Source organism: Anaerococcus cruorum (genome assembly GCF_046365495.1).
GTDB classification, from domain to species: domain Bacteria; phylum Bacillota; class Clostridia; order Tissierellales; family Peptoniphilaceae; genus Anaerococcus; species Anaerococcus cruorum.
This window is the reverse complement of the sequence record NZ_JBGMEH010000001.1, coordinates 416,908-433,730: the sequence shown is the minus strand read 5'-3', so window position 1 is coordinate 433,730 and position 16,823 is coordinate 416,908. Positions and strand designations below refer to the sequence as shown.

18 protein-coding genes are annotated in these 16,823 nt (G+C 33.3%); 5 read left to right on the top strand and 13 right to left on the bottom strand.

Going from position 1 to position 16,823, the window contains the following annotated elements; translation table 11 throughout:
• Positions 1 to 2 precede the first annotated feature (2 nt).
• Both ACCQ40_RS02105 and ACCQ40_RS02100 read right to left on the bottom strand, forming a co-directional pair.
• On the bottom strand, positions 3 to 923 hold the full coding sequence (locus ACCQ40_RS02105; protein WP_394010825.1) for a dihydrodipicolinate synthase family protein: 921 nt from the start codon (positions 921 to 923) through the stop codon (positions 3 to 5).
• Positions 924 to 959: 36 nt separating this feature from the next.
• On the bottom strand, positions 960 to 1,655 hold the full coding sequence (locus ACCQ40_RS02100; RefSeq protein WP_410032403.1) for an N-acetylmannosamine-6-phosphate 2-epimerase: 696 nt from the start codon (positions 1,653 to 1,655) through the stop codon (positions 960 to 962).
• Between the two features lie 879 nt (positions 1,656 to 2,534).
• On the opposite strand from ACCQ40_RS02100, the gene ACCQ40_RS02095 reads away from it, so the two are divergent.
• Positions 2,535 to 2,708, top strand: a complete 174-nt coding sequence (locus ACCQ40_RS02095; RefSeq protein WP_394019409.1) for a hypothetical protein — start codon at positions 2,535 to 2,537, stop codon at positions 2,706 to 2,708.
• Positions 2,709 to 2,780: 72 nt separating this feature from the next.
• On the opposite strand, the gene ACCQ40_RS02090 is transcribed toward ACCQ40_RS02095, so the two are convergent.
• From ACCQ40_RS02090 to ACCQ40_RS02080, 3 genes are all read right to left on the bottom strand, one after another.
• Positions 2,781 to 3,389, bottom strand: coding sequence for a hypothetical protein (locus ACCQ40_RS02090; RefSeq protein ID WP_410032402.1), 609 nt, complete (start codon positions 3,387 to 3,389; stop codon positions 2,781 to 2,783).
• A 973-nt stretch (positions 3,390 to 4,362) separates the two neighbouring features.
• Positions 4,363 to 5,361, bottom strand: coding sequence for a DUF4236 domain-containing protein (locus ACCQ40_RS02085; RefSeq protein WP_394019413.1), 999 nt, complete (start codon positions 5,359 to 5,361; stop codon positions 4,363 to 4,365).
• A gap of 39 nt (positions 5,362 to 5,400) precedes the next feature.
• A complete protein-coding gene (locus ACCQ40_RS02080) occupies positions 5,401 to 5,895 on the bottom strand; it encodes a hypothetical protein (protein WP_394019415.1) in 495 nt (164 codons plus the stop codon).
• A gap of 144 nt (positions 5,896 to 6,039) precedes the next feature.
• On the opposite strand from ACCQ40_RS02080, the gene ACCQ40_RS02075 reads away from it, so the two are divergent.
• Complete coding sequence (locus tag ACCQ40_RS02075) at positions 6,040 to 6,324, top strand: YkvA family protein (RefSeq protein ID WP_394019417.1); 285 nt, start codon at positions 6,040 to 6,042, stop codon at positions 6,322 to 6,324.
• A gap of 305 nt (positions 6,325 to 6,629) precedes the next feature.
• On the opposite strand, the gene ACCQ40_RS02070 is transcribed toward ACCQ40_RS02075, so the two are convergent.
• Positions 6,630 to 6,887, bottom strand: a complete 258-nt coding sequence (locus tag ACCQ40_RS02070; RefSeq protein ID WP_394010820.1) for a glutaredoxin family protein — start codon at positions 6,885 to 6,887, stop codon at positions 6,630 to 6,632.
• Positions 6,888 to 7,077: 190 nt separating this feature from the next.
• On the opposite strand from ACCQ40_RS02070, the gene ACCQ40_RS02065 reads away from it, so the two are divergent.
• From ACCQ40_RS02065 to ACCQ40_RS02055, 3 genes are read left to right on the top strand one after another with little or no spacing between them, the layout of a single operon-like run.
• A complete protein-coding gene (locus tag ACCQ40_RS02065) occupies positions 7,078 to 8,256 on the top strand; it encodes a M20 metallopeptidase family protein (RefSeq protein WP_410032401.1) in 1,179 nt (392 codons plus the stop codon).
• Between the two features lie 9 nt (positions 8,257 to 8,265).
• Positions 8,266 to 9,069: a DUF3100 domain-containing protein gene (locus ACCQ40_RS02060; RefSeq protein ID WP_410032400.1), complete on the top strand. Its 804-nt coding sequence runs from the start codon at positions 8,266 to 8,268 to the stop codon at positions 9,067 to 9,069.
• Complete coding sequence (locus ACCQ40_RS02055) at positions 9,056 to 9,511, top strand: hypothetical protein (protein ID WP_410032399.1); 456 nt, start codon at positions 9,056 to 9,058, stop codon at positions 9,509 to 9,511. Before ACCQ40_RS02060 ends, ACCQ40_RS02055 begins: the two co-directional genes overlap by 14 nt.
• A 42-nt stretch (positions 9,512 to 9,553) precedes the next feature.
• Here the strand turns inward: ACCQ40_RS02055 and ACCQ40_RS02050 are convergent, their stop codons facing one another.
• The 7 genes from ACCQ40_RS02050 to ACCQ40_RS02020 all read right to left on the bottom strand — a co-directional run bounded on the left by ACCQ40_RS02050 (position 9,554) and on the right by ACCQ40_RS02020 (position 16,822).
• Positions 9,554 to 9,766 (bottom strand): hypothetical protein, encoded by a 213-nt coding sequence (locus tag ACCQ40_RS02050; RefSeq protein ID WP_410032398.1) that lies wholly within the window; start codon positions 9,764 to 9,766, stop codon positions 9,554 to 9,556.
• A 129-nt stretch (positions 9,767 to 9,895) separates the two neighbouring features.
• Positions 9,896 to 11,122, bottom strand: coding sequence for a M20 family metallo-hydrolase (locus ACCQ40_RS02045; protein ID WP_394010815.1), 1,227 nt, complete (start codon positions 11,120 to 11,122; stop codon positions 9,896 to 9,898).
• Positions 11,123 to 11,189: 67 nt separating this feature from the next.
• A complete protein-coding gene (locus tag ACCQ40_RS02040) occupies positions 11,190 to 11,951 on the bottom strand; it encodes an AIM24 family protein (RefSeq protein ID WP_394010814.1) in 762 nt (253 codons plus the stop codon).
• 89 nt (positions 11,952 to 12,040) lie between these two features.
• A complete protein-coding gene (locus tag ACCQ40_RS02035; protein ID WP_394010813.1) occupies positions 12,041 to 12,229 on the bottom strand; it encodes a hypothetical protein in 189 nt (62 codons plus the stop codon).
• On the bottom strand, positions 12,226 to 13,845 hold the full coding sequence (locus ACCQ40_RS02030; protein WP_410032397.1) for an ABC transporter ATP-binding protein: 1,620 nt from the start codon (positions 13,843 to 13,845) through the stop codon (positions 12,226 to 12,228). Before ACCQ40_RS02030 ends, ACCQ40_RS02035 begins: the two co-directional genes overlap by 4 nt.
• Positions 13,832 to 14,833, bottom strand: coding sequence for an ABC transporter ATP-binding protein (locus tag ACCQ40_RS02025; RefSeq protein WP_394010812.1), 1,002 nt, complete (start codon positions 14,831 to 14,833; stop codon positions 13,832 to 13,834). Before ACCQ40_RS02025 ends, ACCQ40_RS02030 begins: the two co-directional genes overlap by 14 nt.
• A gap of 9 nt (positions 14,834 to 14,842) precedes the next feature.
• Complete coding sequence (locus ACCQ40_RS02020; RefSeq protein ID WP_410032396.1) at positions 14,843 to 16,822, bottom strand: ABC transporter permease subunit; 1,980 nt, start codon at positions 16,820 to 16,822, stop codon at positions 14,843 to 14,845.
• Between the last annotated feature and the right edge of the window lies 1 nt (position 16,823).

Genomic DNA, 16,823 nt, shown 5'->3' with positions numbered 1-16,823 from the left:
ACTTAGCCAAGATATTTTTCTTTTGCATCTCTTATCATCTTAGCAGCTTCTTTTACAATTTTTTCATCTTCATCATTTAATTCAGCTAGTGGTTTTCTAACAGATCCTATATCTAGATCTTCGTTTTCTCTTAAAATAGCTTTTATAACTGCATACATATTGCCATGACCTGAAACCATTTTATAAATTATTGAATTTATGTCATATTGGATACTGCGAGCTTGGTCTAAATCGCTATTTTCAAAATATTCATTCATTTTTAAGAATAATTCTGGCATAGCTCCATAAGTTCCACCTATACCTGCTTCGGCACCGATTAATCTTCCTGAAATAAATTGTTCATCTGGACCGTTGAAGATAATATAATCTTCTCCCGCATCTTGTTTAAAGATTTGAATGTCTTGGACTGGCATTGATGAGTTTTTTACACCGATTACATTTGGATTTTTTCTCATTTCGGCAAATAAGCTTGGTGTTAGGGCAACTCCTGCAAGTTGTGGGATATTGTAGATAACAAAATCTGTATTTGGAGCTGCTGATGAAATATCATTCCAATACTCTGCGATAGCATATTCTGGTAGTCTAAAATAAATTGGTGGGATAGCTGCGATAGCATCTACTCCTAGGCTTTCTGCGTGAGCTGCAAGTTCCATAGAATCTTTTGTGTTGTTACAAGCAACATGGGCAATTACTGTTAATTTTCCTTTTGCCTCTTCCATTACATTTTCTAAAACGATTTTTTTATCTTCAACACTTTGGTAGATACATTCTCCAGAAGATCCATTTACATAAACACCCTTCACACCTTTTTTAATAAAGTATTTGGTTAAATCTCTTACCCTTTCTGGGCTGATATTTCCTTCATCATCATAGCAAGCATAAAATGCTGGGATAACACCTTTGTATTTTTCTAAATTTCTCATAATTACGTTTTCCTCCTTATTAAAATTTTTATTTTTTTAGTTTTCTGCAAGTTTTTCAACAAAGTTTTTTGTAATCACTTGGGGTCTAGTTATTATTGATCCTACAACCACACTGTAAGCACCAAGCTCTATTACTCTTTTTGCCTTTTCTGGAGTATTTATATTACCTTCAGCTATGACTTTGCCATTTGCCTTTTCAATTATTTTTCTTAAAATTTCAAAGTCATTAGCCTCAATCTTATCTCCCTTTGATTGGTCAGTATAGCCAACTAGGGTTGTTCCTATAAAATCAAAACCTAATTCATCTGCATAGAGTGCTTCTTCTACTGTCGAGCAGTCTGCCATTAGCATTTGATCTGGATATTTTTCTTTGATTTCTTTAAAAAATTCATCCAATGTTTTGCTATTTGGTCTTAAATCACTTGTAGCATCTAGGGCTATGATATCAACTCCAGTTGCTGTTAGCTCATCGATTTCCTCCATAGTTGGAGTTATGTAAACTTTCGAATCATCATAATCTTTTTTGACAATCCCTATAATAGGTAAATCCACTTCTTTTTGTATTTCTTTTATATCTGCTGCAGTATTTGCTCTGATACCACTTGCCCCACCTACTTTTGCAGCTCTTGCCATTCTTCCCATAATAAATGAAGAATGGAGAGGCTCCTCAGGTAAGGCCTGGCAAGAAACTATTAACTTTCCCTTTATAGCTTCTACTTTCTTGTTTTCCATTATTCTAACCTCCATCTTTAGGAAAACTATATCCTGTTCTGAATTATATTTCAATATTTAATCACTAATTAGAAATTACTTTCAAGATAGCACCCTTTTGGTAACATTTTCCTGTTTTCCTTACACTATTTAATTTTATCTTTGAAAGTAGCTTCAGAAAAAATTGTTTTTTTGAAAATAAAAAACAATAGCTAGGCTATTGTTTTAAAAAAAATATTATTTACCATCCAAAACAGTATCTGAAAATACTAGATATATAACAATTTGATTTTCTATATATGTATTTTTACATTCAGCATATAATACTAAATTTTCTTAATTTAGATTTTTTATCATGTTAATAACCTTCTTCAATTAAGTAATATATCGGTCAAAAGCTATGTACATATCATTATAAGAATGATGATTCTTTTAATCTAAATTTTTATGCACCCTTAACAAAATCTCCTTGTATTTATATTTTTGATTCCTGTATAGGATAATTTGCCTATTTTTTATTATATTTAAATTTTTATATATTGAAATCACGCGATTTAAATACTAAAAAAAGGTAAGAATATAATTTCTAACTTTTTTGTAGAAAGTTTGAGTCTTCGATTTATTCCTAAGTCTCATTTTATTGTGTAAATTAATTAACCTTAAGAATTTATTATCTCAAAATCCTCTGGTTTTTCTGATGCAGAGTAACTTCCATTAGATTTTCTTTGGTTAATTCTCCTTGTAAAGATTTTTCCTTAAGTTCAATTACAGGATCGAATTTTAAAATAATGCTATCGTATGAAATAGTTGAGTCTTGTTCTTAACAAACGGGTATTATTAATATAATGATGTTGAATTGTTTATTCTAAAGTAATAAAAAAAGAAGTCAGGGAGGATAAAATGAATAATAATAGAAAAAAACTTCTCATTACTCACTCGGTTATTCTTGTAATATATATATTATTTGAGTTTTTAGTTTCGGATTCTTATAAATATTACCCATATTTTATGTGGATGCTTGCACTTCCTATTTTTGGTTTATCTTATCTTGATTATAAAGAAAATAAGAAATGATAAACAGAGTATAAAATTAGCCTTGACCAGAATTATATAGTAAAAATTATAACTCTGGTCAAAGATTAATTACTAACCTACAAAATTAGTCCTGTGTACTGTTTTTTCTAACTTAGTTAGGTCTGGATCTGAATAATATTTTACTATACTTTCTTCCCCTATAAGCACTTCATAACTGTCTGGTTTTGGAGTATGGGCCATAATGTTTCTTGCATTTACTGTTATCCAAACATCTGCATCCTGAGGAATAGTTGCGCTAGCTATTGAATATACTTGCATTAAATCCCTTACTTGTGCGCTTGGTATTATACGTGATAACGCACCAGTTACAATAGCTTTTCCTACTCTTTTTGCTCTTGTACTTAAAACATATTTATCACCAGACCAGTCACTATATTGAAAATTGCTATATCCTAATTTTTTATAATCTTCAATACTATTAGGGCGGGTTAGACTATACATCTGTACGCCATCTTTATTATTTATTACACGATCGTTATACAAATTTGCGTGTGGTAAATTTGATGACTCTTCATATGAAACTCCACTTTCTTTAATAACTGATTCTTCAGAGTCTGCTCTTGATGTAGAAGGCAATGCTAACACAATGAATTCAAATACGAATACAATTGACATGAGCAATGACATAAGTTTTAAACTAAAATTTTTCTTTCTTTCCAAAACTTTCTCCTTTCGTTATATTCCAGTAACTATTAAATTGTTCTACATAAAAGTATCTACCCAGTTTGTTAGATTTATAATATTTAATTATTAATCTAACACACTTAATCGATTAAAAGAGAATAACTATTTGCATAAATACTGAAATCTAATCCACGTTTTTAAGATCTTCTGTCAGTTTATCATCTTATATTGGTTTATTTTTTCTTTAGCTTCAGGAATTTTAGGTTATTAATTAACTTTCTATACAAGCTCTGTTTTAGCATTATCTTTATTAGCTCTAGAACTATTTAAAAAACTATTATCTAATAGCTTTAAACTTATGTATTAGCTTAATTATATCAAATAACCATTGTAAGATACCAATCTATCTTGTAATATAACATTAATGTTAGTATAATGTGAGTGACTAAAAGAATAGAGTTCAATTATGTTGGACACACAAAAAGACTGGAGTTGCCGCTCCAGTCTTTTTTTATTAGGCTAGTTACTATCTTTATCATCGCTTCCATCTAACCATTTGCAGATGTAGGGACTAAGTACACCTGCCATGATAGAAACTGTCAAAGAATAGAGTAGGTCTATGAGTAGATCCTTCATGCTGGACACACCCCCTTCCTGTTACCAGTATGGGGATAGTAACTTATACACTATTCTATTCTTTAGATAAAAAAAGAAAAACTCGATTTTTATCAATTAAATTTATTAATTTAGGTATTCAAATAAATAGTTCAAATATTTATTGGTGAAAGAAAAATATCTCCTACATAGAAATTAAGTTTTGTTTCTTGATTTTGCTTTACTTTTTATTTTTATTGTAATAGCCTAGCTTCTTATTTAGTAAAGTAGACTCTAATATATTGAAACCAATCCATTTAACACAAAGAATAGTGAAATTGTAGTTTGTGCCTACTTCGTAGACGGTCTGATCAATTTATCCCTACTGCTACTGATTTCAAATATAAATTCAAATTTATTCTCCATCCAAAACTGTATCTGAAAATACAATTAAAAGCTCTAGACCAGGGTGATTAAATATAGAAAGAACTCCATATTCTACTAAAGTCATTTCGGGATTGTCCTTATATCTTTTATCTGGACTGCCATCCTTGTTGGTGTGGGCATAGGTTTTACCTAGGACTGTAGCATCATTTGGAATTTTGCTATCTTCTAAAAATAAGGCTGTTGCAAGATTTATATCTATTTCTTTAAAGCTTACTGCAGCTAGCTTACCATTTTGCTTGATAAAAATAGCATCTGGTAAAAATATCAGCTTAAGCTTCCCTGCATCTAGGGTGTAGGTATCTACATTTGCCTCTATGGCTTCATCTGTCCCCTTATAAAAATTAATTGGTGTGCGATCGATAATTCTCATTCGCTCTTCATCACCAGCCCTAGCTTCTTCTAGCTCATTTACCAGCCACACAGCATCTGATTCCATAATACCTGCTAGTAAATTATTGGTTACTTCAAGTTCTTCTTTGGCATCCTCGCTTAATTCGTAATCTAGGCTAATGGTTTGATTATTTTTGTTATAAATAGCCAAAATAACCCCCAAAACTGCCAAAATTGCAAAAAGAGGATTTACAATTATTAAAAGTAGACCAATTATTATAAGAGCAATGGCCGTATATTTATAGGTGCGGTTTTTATTAGTTGCTGCAAGCACATCTGCCATGTCTGATGAATGGATACTGCCTATATCACTTTTATAAAAGATAGAGTCTTTGGATTCACTATTACTTTTAGCAGGTTTATTTTTATTGCCAGATATTTTTTTGTGGGGATTTCCAAAATCTTTTTGGTAGCCAATCCCAGTTCCCGGTATGTAAGCTGATCCTCTTATATTGCCATTGGCAGTACGTGTAATCCTAAAACCCTTGCCTCCCCAAGAAAATCCAGGTCCAGTCTTACTCATATTTATCCTAAATCCCTTGCCAAGATTTATACTTTTTCTATATCTAATTCCCATATTTTTCTCCTGAAATAGTCTCTACTAATCTAATTTTATTCATAAGCCAAAATAATATGATACATTCTTATCTAAGATAAACTGAGAAAAATCATAAATATATTTCTCATTTACCAATATATCTCCTTCATGGGCCGTAACGTAAGATATTACTTCGTTATTTTCATCAAAAAAAGCAATATCAGCGTGTCCCCAATCAGTATCCTCTATAGTACAACTATAAGTATTTTTTGAAATTTCCTTTTTATTAATAATAAAAAAATTTTCCAATTTCAACAAAATATTTTTAAATTCAGAATTTGAATCAAAACGATACAATAGATTTTCTCTAGATCCTGACTTAGTTCCCATCCAAGAACTTACATTTTTTGCTCTCACGTTATTTTTCTTCAAATATTCCATAATAATTGGGCTAAAAATATAACTATCATTTAAAATAACAAATTCGATATTTTTAACATATTTAAAAATGTGGTTTATATAATTTTTATAATCATCATTACTATCTAAATAAATTCTAATCATTTCTTCCATATTAATCTTCTCCTGCACTTATATTATACTAAATCCTAATTAAATAAGTAAATTTAACAATAATTAACTTGACTTTTAATATTATCAAGTATAATATAAGTGTAATTAAATTTTATTAAAACCTATTTTAAGAAAGGGGTTTCAATGAACAAATTAAACAGACTTAGAACTTCAATCCCAGCTTTTTTTAAAGCTTTAAAAAATAAAAATACACCTATTCCAGCAAAAATCTCAGTTATTGTTGCTATTGCCTATGCAATCCTACCTGCAGATATGGTTGTCGATGCTATTCCATTTTTAGGATGGTTTGACGATGCCCTTGTAATGACAGTATTATTTGCTATCGCAAACAAGATGATTCCTGATTATGTAATGGAAAAGGAAAAAAGCGAAATCATAGATGATGTAAATTATGAAACAATAGACTAAAATATAACTACAAGCCCTAGGGCTTGTTTTTTTGTGTAAAATAACAAATAAAAAACCCAAGCTTGCAATAAAATTATCCTTGACTAAACTTTCTAAAATCGTCTGGTCTGTTCCTAGGTCTTGCGATTTTTTAAAGTTTATCTTAAATAATCTTAAAAACTTGGGTTTAGTGGTTGGTTAAAAGTAAATTTCTTTAATTACTCTTATTATAAGCAAATTTTGAAACTGGAGTAGGATACTCACTTTTTCTCTCAAAGTTTCAAAGCGGGCTGCTATTATATTTATTTCAATATCTAATATTTTTATTAAAGAAGATTTTCCTTAGCATATTCAATTATATCGTCAGATTCATACATAGCTTCACCATCTATAACTAGACATGGTACTTGTACCTTGCCTCCGACTTCTTCTAATTTACGAGCATTTTCCTCGCCGCAGGTTGCATCTTCTATGTTATAAGATTGGAATTTGATGATGTTATTATCTCTAAAGAAATTTAACACCTTTAATGAATATGGACAATCTGGCTTAAAATAAAGTTCAAAATCGTGTTCTCTTTCCATTGGACTATCCTCCTATCTTTCTAGTTGAAAATATATTTTCTTATTAATATAATACCCAGCAATTTTATTTCTAAACATCGTTTTCCTAAAAAAGTTAATTTTATATTTTAATTTTGCACGACTAAACTATTTGACAATAAAATTACAAAAACTTATAATTTAACTATAATTTAATTTATAGGAGGTTATTATGGATTACATAAAACTTGCAAGGGATAATGAAGACCTTTGTATAGAAATGAGACGCGAGTTACATAAAATTCCTGAATTGGAATTAGAATTACCAAAAACTGTTGCCTATGTAAAATCAAAGCTAGATGACTTTGGCTTAAGCTACAAAGAATACGTAAATGGTAACGGCTTATCTGTTCTTATAGAAGGAAGTGAACCTGGTAAATGTCTTGCTATTAGAGCTGATATGGATGCACTACCTGTTGCAGAAGAAACAGGACTAGAATTTGCATCTACCCACCCAGGCAAAATGCACGCTTGTGGGCATGATTCTCACACAGCTATTGCTTTAACTGCCGCAAAAATTTTAAATGAAAACAAGGATAAATTAAAAGGCTCTGTTAAATTTATCTTCCAACCAGGTGAAGAAATCCCAGGTGGTGCAAAACCAATGATTGAAGAAGGAGTTTTAGAAAACCCAAAAGTTGACTTTATAATCGGTATGCACGGAGGCCACCTAGCAGAAATCCCACGTGGATCTATTGCCTTTAAAGATAACGAAATGATGGCTGCTATGGATAAGTTTACTATAGAAGTAAATGGAAAAGGCGGCCACGGGGCAAGCCCACACCTAGCTATTGACCCAATAGTTATTTCTGGAGAGATATTACTTGGTTTACAAAAAATTATTTCAAGAGAAATAGCTCCAGTTGATAGCGCCCTAGTTTCAGTTTGCAAAATCAACGGTGGTTTTACTCAAAACATCATCCCAGATAAGGTAGAAATGATGGGAACAGCAAGATCTCTTAGTGAAGACGTAAGGGATATTGTAGAAAAAAGAGTAATTGAAATTTCAGAAGGCATTGCAAAAACTTATGGCGGATCTGCTGATGTAAATTACGAAAGATTTTACCCAGTTTTAAATAATGACCCAGAATTTACTGGTCAAATTAGAAATATTGTTAGTGAGATCCTACCAGAAGATGTTTTTGAACTTAGAAAACCAGTTATGGGTGGAGAAGATATGGCCTTTTACCAAAAAGAAGTACCAGGCTGCTTTATGTTTTTATCAAACCTAACAGAACACTCAGATGGGGTTTGCTATCCAAACCACAACTCTAAGTTTAACCTAGATGAGTCCCTATTCTATAAGGGAGTTGCAGCCTTTATATCTTCTGCCTTTGAAATTTTAAAATAGGAAAGATTTATGCACAAATTTAAAATAAAAGATGACCTAGGTATGCATATTACAGTCCTGATTTTGGCTATTATAAGCATCCTTATCGGTCCAAAAAACTTAAATATCGGGGGAATAACAATAGTATTCTCTCCCCTGATTTGGGCAATGATTTTATCATTTGCAGTCTATAAGTCACCCATTAAAACATTAAGCGAAAAGGATGCTCCTGCAGCTAACTCTATGATGAGTATTATGCTTGCAATTTTAATTGCAAAACTAGGAGTTGCTAGTGGATCACAACTGGAAGCTATAAAAGAAGCAGGCCTTGCCCTTGTTTTACAAAACTTTGGTAACCTTGGCACAATTCTTATTTCCCTACCAATTGCTATGCTTCTTGGCCTAAAAAGAGAATCTGTCGGTATGTGCCACGCCCTAAGTAGGGAATCAAACGTAGGTCTTATCCAAGATACTTATGGGGCCCAATCTCCAGAATTTAGGGGTGTAATGGCAGTTTACATTATAGGAACAATCTTAGGACCAATAATTTTAAGTATCATCACATCAATTACTATTTCTCTAGGCATAGTTAGCCCACAGGCAGCAGCCATGGGTACTGGAGCAGGATCTGCATCTATGATGACTGCAGGACTTTCTGCCCTAATTGCAAACTATCCACAATTTGAGGCAGAAATGACAGCCTTTGCAGGACTTTCAAACCTCATTTCTAGTGTAATTGCTCTGCCACTTGGAATATTTTTAGGACTACCTATTACAGAATTTTTATATAAGAGACTTGATAAACTAAGAGGAGGAAAAAATGCAGAAGTTTAAAACTGATTTTCCATCCATATTAATAGCCCTATTGTTTACAATAATAGCTTGTACTGTTTCAAATATGGTAGGCTATGAGAGTCTAGGCAATTCACTGCCTGGTATCTTAGTTTTATCAGCTATAACTGTTGTAGGATACTTTTTATCTTATGTAGTACCCCTTAAAAAAGTTTCAGCGGTACTTTGGATATCAATTATTGCAATCCTACTTGCAAGCCCAATCTCACCAATATCTGATTTTGTGATAACAAGTGTTGATAAGCTAAATATCAATGCAATCATTACACCAATCCTAGCCTATGCCGGTGTTATAATCGGTAAGGACTGGGGAGCATTTAAGTCAGTTGGGATAAAAGGAGTGATAGTTTCTATTTTTGTAATCATAGGGACATTTTTAATCTCAGCCCTACTAGGTGACTTCTTTATAGGTATATTTAATTAAAATAAAAAAATCGCTAAGTTTTTATCCTTAGCGATTTTTTATTTATTCACTTTCAAAGCTTCTAGAAAAATCTGAAAACCATTTTAATTCTTCTTCTGCAGTTTTCTCATCCCAACCGTATTGGCCGATTAGAAATTCCTTAAAATTTTCTATACTTGATAAATCAGCATCTAAGGGCTCACTTTTTAAAACACCCCAGTGATCTACTGCCAAATGTCCATTTTTATTCCATATATCTTTTATTTTTAAATCCATATCATACTCCTTTGCTACAATATAGATACCCAAAGATAAGTTATAAGTCTACAGGAGTCATTAAAACTTTTCCCCTAGCTACAGATTCTGCTAGATGACTTATTTATAGGACTCTTTAACTAAGAAACTTTAGTTTAGATTTACTATCAAATCGTATAGGACATTGATTGCTTTTTCAAAATATTCATATGGTGTAAATTCTTCTGGACTGTGGCTTCTGCCATTTACACTTGGGACAAAAACCATGGCAGTAGGTTTGTACTTGCCTAATATCATAGCATCGTGACCTGCTCCTGATGGCATGGTAATGTTAGAATATCCCCTATCATTGGCATATCCCACTAGCTTATCAATCAAGTCTTCATCCATCATAGTAACTTCTGCATCCAAAGTCTTTTGAACCTCCCAGGATGCACCTACTTCCTTAGTCAGTTGGTCTAAAAGACTTGCAATTTTGCCATAAACTTCACTTACCACATCCTTATCAATTGACCTAATATCAACAGAAAATTCAACTTCTGATGCAACTATATTCATCCCACCTGGCTTTACATTGATAAGGCCAGTTGTTACAACAGTCCCACCACCTGCCTCGTTGGCAAAGTCAGGAAGTTTAGAAATAAGCTTAGCAGCAATATCAACAGCATCTTTTCTCATATCCATTGGGGTGGTTCCAGCATGGTCAGCTCGACCTTTTACTGTAATCATATATCTTTCAACACCCACAATCCCATTTACAATACCAAGGTCAATATTTTTTTGATCTAGAACTGGCCCTTGCTCTATGTGAAGCTCTAGGAAAGTTCCTATGCGGTCTTTATCCCATATAACTGATTTGATATCATCCGGATTTAGGCCATAGGAAGTCATAGCCTTACGAATAGAAATACCATCCCTATCTGTAAAATTATTTATCTCATCATCATCTACTTCACCTACTATGGCCCTGGATCCAAAGCAACCATTACCAAACCTTGTTCCTTCCTCATCCATAAAGGCTGAAACTATATAACTCCTATCTAAGCTTATATCATTTTCATCAAGCAATTTGGCAATTTCAATAGCTGCCATAACACCAGCTATACCATCAAAATTACCACCATTGAAAACAGAATCATAGTGGGACCCACAAAGGATGGCTGATTTTTCGGAATCTTTTCCCTTTCTTATTCCAAAAATATTGCCTACTCCATCTTCAAAAACTGTAAGATTTGCATCTTCCATTAGTTCTTTTAGCTTCATCCCAGCTTGTTTAGTTTCTTTTGAAAATGCAATCCTAGAACACCCCTTATCTGGGCTTGCGCTAAAGGCAGCAAAGTCCTTTAAGTTCTTTTCTATTCTTTCTAATGTTCCCATTGTTTCTCCTATATTTTTATCTCTAAAAGTCGCATCTTCTATCTTATATGAGAAGAATTTTCTTTATTTATAAGTCCACAGGAGCCATTAAAACTTTGCCAGTTCCCCTATATACATTTACAAGACCTTCGCCACTAGCTGCAGATCCTATTAATGACTTGGTTGTTCTTTCTACTGTAAATTTTAGAGATGAAGACCAAGCTACTGCAAATGACCCATCTATTCTTAATTCATCATCTTCTAATTCTACCTCTATAAGCTCATTACGAGCTACTGGAGACTCTAGGGCTACTACTCCCTCTCCAGATAAACCTAGGTTAAATAAGCCTTCCCCACCAGCAACTGTTGATGAAATTGAAGATCTAGCTACAGTTTTGTGTTGTAAGGATGATTCGCAAGCTAAGAAATATCCATCTTCTAAAACTATGCCACCATTCCAATTTGCCACATCAAGTAGGATTATGTATTTATATGTAGGCTCTAAAACAACCATGCCTGTTCCGTGATATTCTGGTTTTATGGCAGATTCATTAGTTACAGATGACCTTAGACTCTTGCTAAAAAAATCTCCCACACCCTTGATACCTGTACCAGCATTTACATCACCAGCCATCCATTGCATGGCCCCTTGCTGGAGGGTAACTGGATTTATAGACAAATCACAAACTAGTTGTTTAAGCCTAACACCCATTTGAGCGGCAAAATATTCTTTTTGAGCAGTTTCTTTGGTTACTGATAGGTCTCTTTTATATTCAGCAACCCTGAAAGCTCCTTTCTGGTCAGTTATCATTATGTCATCATTATCTATAAAATTATTAATTTTAAACACCTTTTGCTCCTTTTATTTAATTATGTATAATATATTATCCTTTCTATTTATAACCAAAAAAAGATGAGATTAACATCTCATCTTTCTTTTTATAATAGTATCGCAACTAACAACAAAGGCACTATGACTATTAATAAGCCTGGTAAAAATACCTTCATCGCTGCTAGAAACATTGCTAGCCTATCATCTTTTTCTAGATTATCTTCATCTAGCAAGTTTTCTTTTTCATAGATTTCATCTGCGTTTTTGCCGCTAAACCTATCTATGGGTTTTTTCATAGAGCACTCATTTCTTCTAAATCGTGCTCTTCTTTATTTTTTAAAGCTTGATTTTTTTCATAAGCTTTTTGCTTTTCTTCTTCACTTACTTCCATAAGGTGGCAGGCTACATAGTGGCCGTTACCATAGTCTTTAAGTTGTGGTTGGTAAGTTTTACATATATCCATAGCATATTGGCATCTAGTGTGGAAACGACATCCTGTTGGAGGATTTACTGCTGAAGGAATATCTCCCTCGATTGTTTGCAGTTCTTGACCTTGGTCCACATCTGTTCTAGGGATTGCTTGTAATAGGGCTTGGGTATATGGGTGGGATGGATTGTCAAATATTTGCTCTGTACTTGCAAGTTCTACCAAAACTCCTAGGTACATTACCCCGATACGGTCAGAAATGTATTTTACAACTGAAAGGTCGTGGGTGATAAATAAGTAGGTTAGGTTGTTTTGATCTTTTAAGTCTTGTAATAAGTTTATAATTTGAGATTGGATTGATACGTCAAGGGCAGATACTGCCTCATCACAAACTATAAAACTTGGTTTTAGGGCAAGAGCTCTTGCAATACCGATTCTTTGTCTTTGTCCACCTGAGAATTGGTGAGGATATCTGTGTAAGAAGTATGGAGCAAGACCACATTTTTCCATAGTTTCTTGGATATATTCATTGTATCCATCATCTTTTCTTGATTTAAATAAATCATGGCCAAGCACACCTTCACCGATGATATTTCCAACTGTCATTTTGGTATCTAAGGATCCATATGGGTCTTGGAATATCATTTGTAGGTCTTTTCTCATCTCACGCATTTCATCATCATTTAGTTCTGATAAATCAATACCATTATCTCTTTGACTTTCTAATTCTTCAAAGCCTTCTTTATCTTTTAGAGTATCTCTATATTCTTCGATATTGTTATATTTTTCGCCTACTACTTTTGAAAGTTCAGCTCTTTTTGCAATTAATTCTTTGTATCTTGGGTCGTTATCACGGTGGTCGTAATACTCATCCCATTGTCTAGATCTCATTTGAAGTTTTTGCTCAAAAACTTCTATGTCATTGATAACTTTTGCACGCTCTTTTAGGCTTTTGTAGTAGTCATCTAATAAAGATTGGACTTTATTTAAATCTTCACTTACTAAAAGTCCTCCGGCAATTCTTATCATATTTAGATATTTTTCTTCTATCTCACGGCGTTTAAACATAGCCTTTTCGTTTGCTGCTGCACGTGCTTCATCATCAGCTGCATTTTCTAGCTCATTATAGATAGCATTTAGCTCATCATTGGCAGTTGCATAGCTTGGAAACTGGCTAGGGATATTTTTTATCATAGTTCCCATATATGCTGGAGCAACATCTTCTAAAGTTTTGCCGTAGTATAGCGTTGTTCCCTCTGTTTGATCATAGATTTGTAAAAGTGTTCTACCAAATGTAGATTTACCACATCCGGACTCTCCTACAAGTCCCAGTGTTTCACCCTCGTAGATGTCAATAGAAATTGATTCGTTGGCATGAACATAGGAACCTGGTCCCTTATTAAAAAGACCTTTTTTCTTAAGAGGGAAATATTTTTTAAGGTTTCTTATCTTAAATAAGACCTTTTTATCATTAGTATTTTCCATCTTCTCTTTCCTTTCTATTTGGATAATGACATCTAATTCTTTGGTGCTCATTAACTGATACTAGTTCCGGCATTTCGTTTACACATTTTTCTGTCGCAAACTTACATCTATCTGCAAATTTACATCCCTTTGGTAGATTTAGTGGGTGTGGTACAGATCCTGGAATTATATCTAATCTTTGGTTTTTATCACTTGTAATTGATGGGATGGAATTTAAAAGTGCTACTGTATATGGATGGTTGTAGTCAGTGATATCGTGTTTAAAGATAAATTCTACTGGTGATTGTTCTACAATTTGCCCAGAATACATAACTGCAACTTCATCCGCCATTTGGTTGATAACTCCAAGGTCGTGGGTGATAAATAAAATAGAAGTATTAAGTCTATGTTTTAAATCATTCATCAACCTTAAAATTTGCGCTTGGATAGTTACATCAAGAGCTGTTGTTGGCTCATCTGCGATTAATAATTTCGGCTCACAAGCAAGTGCCATAGCAATCATTACCCTTTGATTCATCCCACCTGAAAGTTCAAAAGGATATTGTTTAGCAACTACATGGGGGTTTGGGATTTTTACAGAAGCTAATAGTTCTTCACATCTTTTTGCCGCTTGCTCTTTGTTCATATTTCTATGAAGCATCAAAACTTCTGAAATTTGTCTTTCTACTGTAAAGACTGGGTTTAGAGAACTCATTGGCTCTTGGAAAATCATAGATATATCATTTCCTCTAATTTTTTCCATTTGACTTCTATTATAATTTACTAAATTCTCACCCTTATATATGATTTCTCCGTTATATATTTTTTGGTTTGGCTCAAATAATTGCAAAATACTCATAGCAGTTTGACTTTTACCTGAACCAGACTCTCCTACAAGACCTAGGGTTTTACCCTCATCAACTGTAAAAGAAACTCCATTTACAGCTTTGATGAGGCCTTTTCTTGTGGAGAAATATGTGTGGAGGTTGTTAATTTCTAATAAACTCATTATTTTCCTCTATCTCTCATTTGCTCTAGGGTCTATGGCATCTCTTATAGCATCACCAATTAAGTTTACAGAAAATGATACTAAAAATACTGCAAGGGCTGGGAATACCCATCTCCACCAATAAATATTTAGTACATCTGAACTTTGGGCTGCTGATAGCATATTACCCCATGAAGGAGTTGGCTCTTGAACACCAAAACCTAAAAATGATAAACCTGATTCTGTTAGTAAGTTGCCTGCATAACCTAAGGTAGCATTTACAATTACTATAGAAAGAATATTTGGTAATATGTGCTTGATCATGATTTGAGAATCTTTTACACCTAGTGCACGAGCTGCTGTAATATAATCACGTTCACGCTCTGCAAGAATTTGTCCACGCACTAAACGAGCTAAACTTGTCCATCCTAATAGTCCTAAAAGCACCATTACCATGGTAATTCTTTGAGTTTGGCTAGCTCCTGGTGGTAATAAGGCAGAAAGTGATATCAGCATTGGATAAAATGGGAATGATGAAATAATTTCAGATATTCTCATTAAAATATTATCCACACGTCCACCTGCAAAACCTGAAATCATACCAATTAATACACCAAGAACTATTTGGATAATTGTAGAAATTAAAGAAATAATCATTGTCATACGACCACCGTGAATTAATCTTGTAAATATATCACGACCTTGATCATCTGAACCAAATCTAAAACCATTTAGTCCCCAAGTTTCTATATTTCCTTCTTTTCCTACTGCATATTGGTTAAAGTAAGATGCATATATTTGTTCAAATTCTCCATCTGGTGCATTTAATTCACCATAGTTATCTTTTCCCCAAGTATAAATTTTTCCATTTTCATCTAGGGCAGTAAAGGTTGTATCTGCTCCCTGGATATCTACAATTGGTGCTTCAAATTCTGGAACATTGTCTCCAGAAATTTGGTCTCTACTTGGTCCCCAAACATAAAGTTTTCCTTTATCATCAAGAGCTGCTGCAGATGAACTGGTAAGTGCAACTTTTTTTACAAAAACAGATCCATCTGTAAGTTCTTTTGGCATAGTTGTTTGGTTTTCTGCACCAAGAACACCGAGTAATTGTACAGTACCATCAGTTTTTGCTACTAGCATATTGATTGGTGATGTATCAAAGTCTTCTACTTGCCCTTGTACTTCTGATGGTATTAAGTTTAGACGGCTGGCCATGGTTGATCCCCAAACTACAAGATTTTTTGCCTTTGTAAGGACAACAGAATATTGAACACCAGCTCCAAGTTTTTCTATACCTTCAGTTTTAATTTGGTTTTCTTGCATTGGAGGCATCTTTGTTTGTTCGAAAGAATTGTTTCCCCAACCATAGATTTGATTATCATCTGTAGCAACTAGAATATGCCTATCCCCTGCTGCAACATCGGTTACTTTTTTGCCTTTAAGTCCTTTTTTTACATCTTCAGGGATAGTTAATACTTTATCTTCGTTATCTGATCCCCAAACATAAACATTGTCTTCTTTAGTAAGACCTACTGCAAAAGTATTACCAATTGAGATTTTTTGAGTTCCCTCTTTTTCCATCTCTTTTGGATAATTCATATAAGCTCCACCCGGAGCAACATTTGTTAGGTTACCTTGAGAATAATATTGGTTAAATGGTAGGATAGCTGATCCTACAAAAACTATTAAAATAATAGCTATAAAAAGTATTAAGCCAATAACTCCAAGTGGATTTCTAAAGAAGTTTTTAACTGCAACTTTTCCTGGAGAAAGAATTGCTTCTTCTCTTAAATTTTCATTTTCCCTAGAAGGATCAGGACCAGCACTGACATTTGAATTTGGATTGTTGAGATTTTCTCTTATGTCAGCATCTAATCTTTCATCTTCTGGTATTCTATCTTCATTTTCTAAATTTGGCACATCACCTGCAAAAGTAAAACCCCTGCGTAGGTATGATTTTAAAAATCTAGTATATGATTTTAGTGATTTATTAAAAGTTTTATTCATC

Bases quoted from the DNA above. Each gene is read 5' to 3' on its own strand.
- ACCQ40_RS02095 (WP_394019409.1), top strand. From the start codon at position 2,535: ATGAATAATAATAGAAAAAAACTTCTCATTACTCACTCGGTTATTCTT.
- ACCQ40_RS02035 (WP_394010813.1), bottom strand. From the start codon at position 12,229: ATGAAAAAACCCATAGATAGGTTTAGCGGCAAAAACGCAGATGAAATC.
- ACCQ40_RS02050 (WP_410032398.1), bottom strand. From the start codon at position 9,766: ATGGATTTAAAAATAAAAGATATATGGAATAAAAATGGACATTTGGCA.
- ACCQ40_RS02070 (WP_394010820.1), bottom strand. From the start codon at position 6,887: ATGGAAAGAGAACACGATTTTGAACTTTATTTTAAGCCAGATTGTCCA.
- ACCQ40_RS02020 (WP_410032396.1), bottom strand. From the start codon at position 16,822: ATGAATAAAACTTTTAATAAATCACTAAAATCATATACTAGATTTTTA.
- ACCQ40_RS02105 (WP_394010825.1), bottom strand. From the start codon at position 923: ATGAGAAATTTAGAAAAATACAAAGGTGTTATCCCAGCATTTTATGCT.
- ACCQ40_RS02060 (WP_410032400.1), top strand. From the start codon at position 8,266: ATGCACAAATTTAAAATAAAAGATGACCTAGGTATGCATATTACAGTC.
- ACCQ40_RS02045 (WP_394010815.1), bottom strand. From the start codon at position 11,122: ATGGGAACATTAGAAAGAATAGAAAAGAACTTAAAGGACTTTGCTGCC.
- ACCQ40_RS02075 (WP_394019417.1), top strand. From the start codon at position 6,040: ATGAACAAATTAAACAGACTTAGAACTTCAATCCCAGCTTTTTTTAAA.
- ACCQ40_RS02080 (WP_394019415.1), bottom strand. From the start codon at position 5,895: ATGGAAGAAATGATTAGAATTTATTTAGATAGTAATGATGATTATAAA.
- ACCQ40_RS02030 (WP_410032397.1), bottom strand. From the start codon at position 13,845: ATGGAAAATACTAATGATAAAAAGGTCTTATTTAAGATAAGAAACCTT.
- ACCQ40_RS02065 (WP_410032401.1), top strand. From the start codon at position 7,078: ATGGATTACATAAAACTTGCAAGGGATAATGAAGACCTTTGTATAGAA.
- ACCQ40_RS02085 (WP_394019413.1), bottom strand. From the start codon at position 5,361: ATGGGAATTAGATATAGAAAAAGTATAAATCTTGGCAAGGGATTTAGG.
- ACCQ40_RS02025 (WP_394010812.1), bottom strand. From the start codon at position 14,833: ATGAGTTTATTAGAAATTAACAACCTCCACACATATTTCTCCACAAGA.
- ACCQ40_RS02055 (WP_410032399.1), top strand. From the start codon at position 9,056: ATGCAGAAGTTTAAAACTGATTTTCCATCCATATTAATAGCCCTATTG.
- ACCQ40_RS02100 (WP_410032403.1), bottom strand. From the start codon at position 1,655: ATGGAAAACAAGAAAGTAGAAGCTATAAAGGGAAAGTTAATAGTTTCT.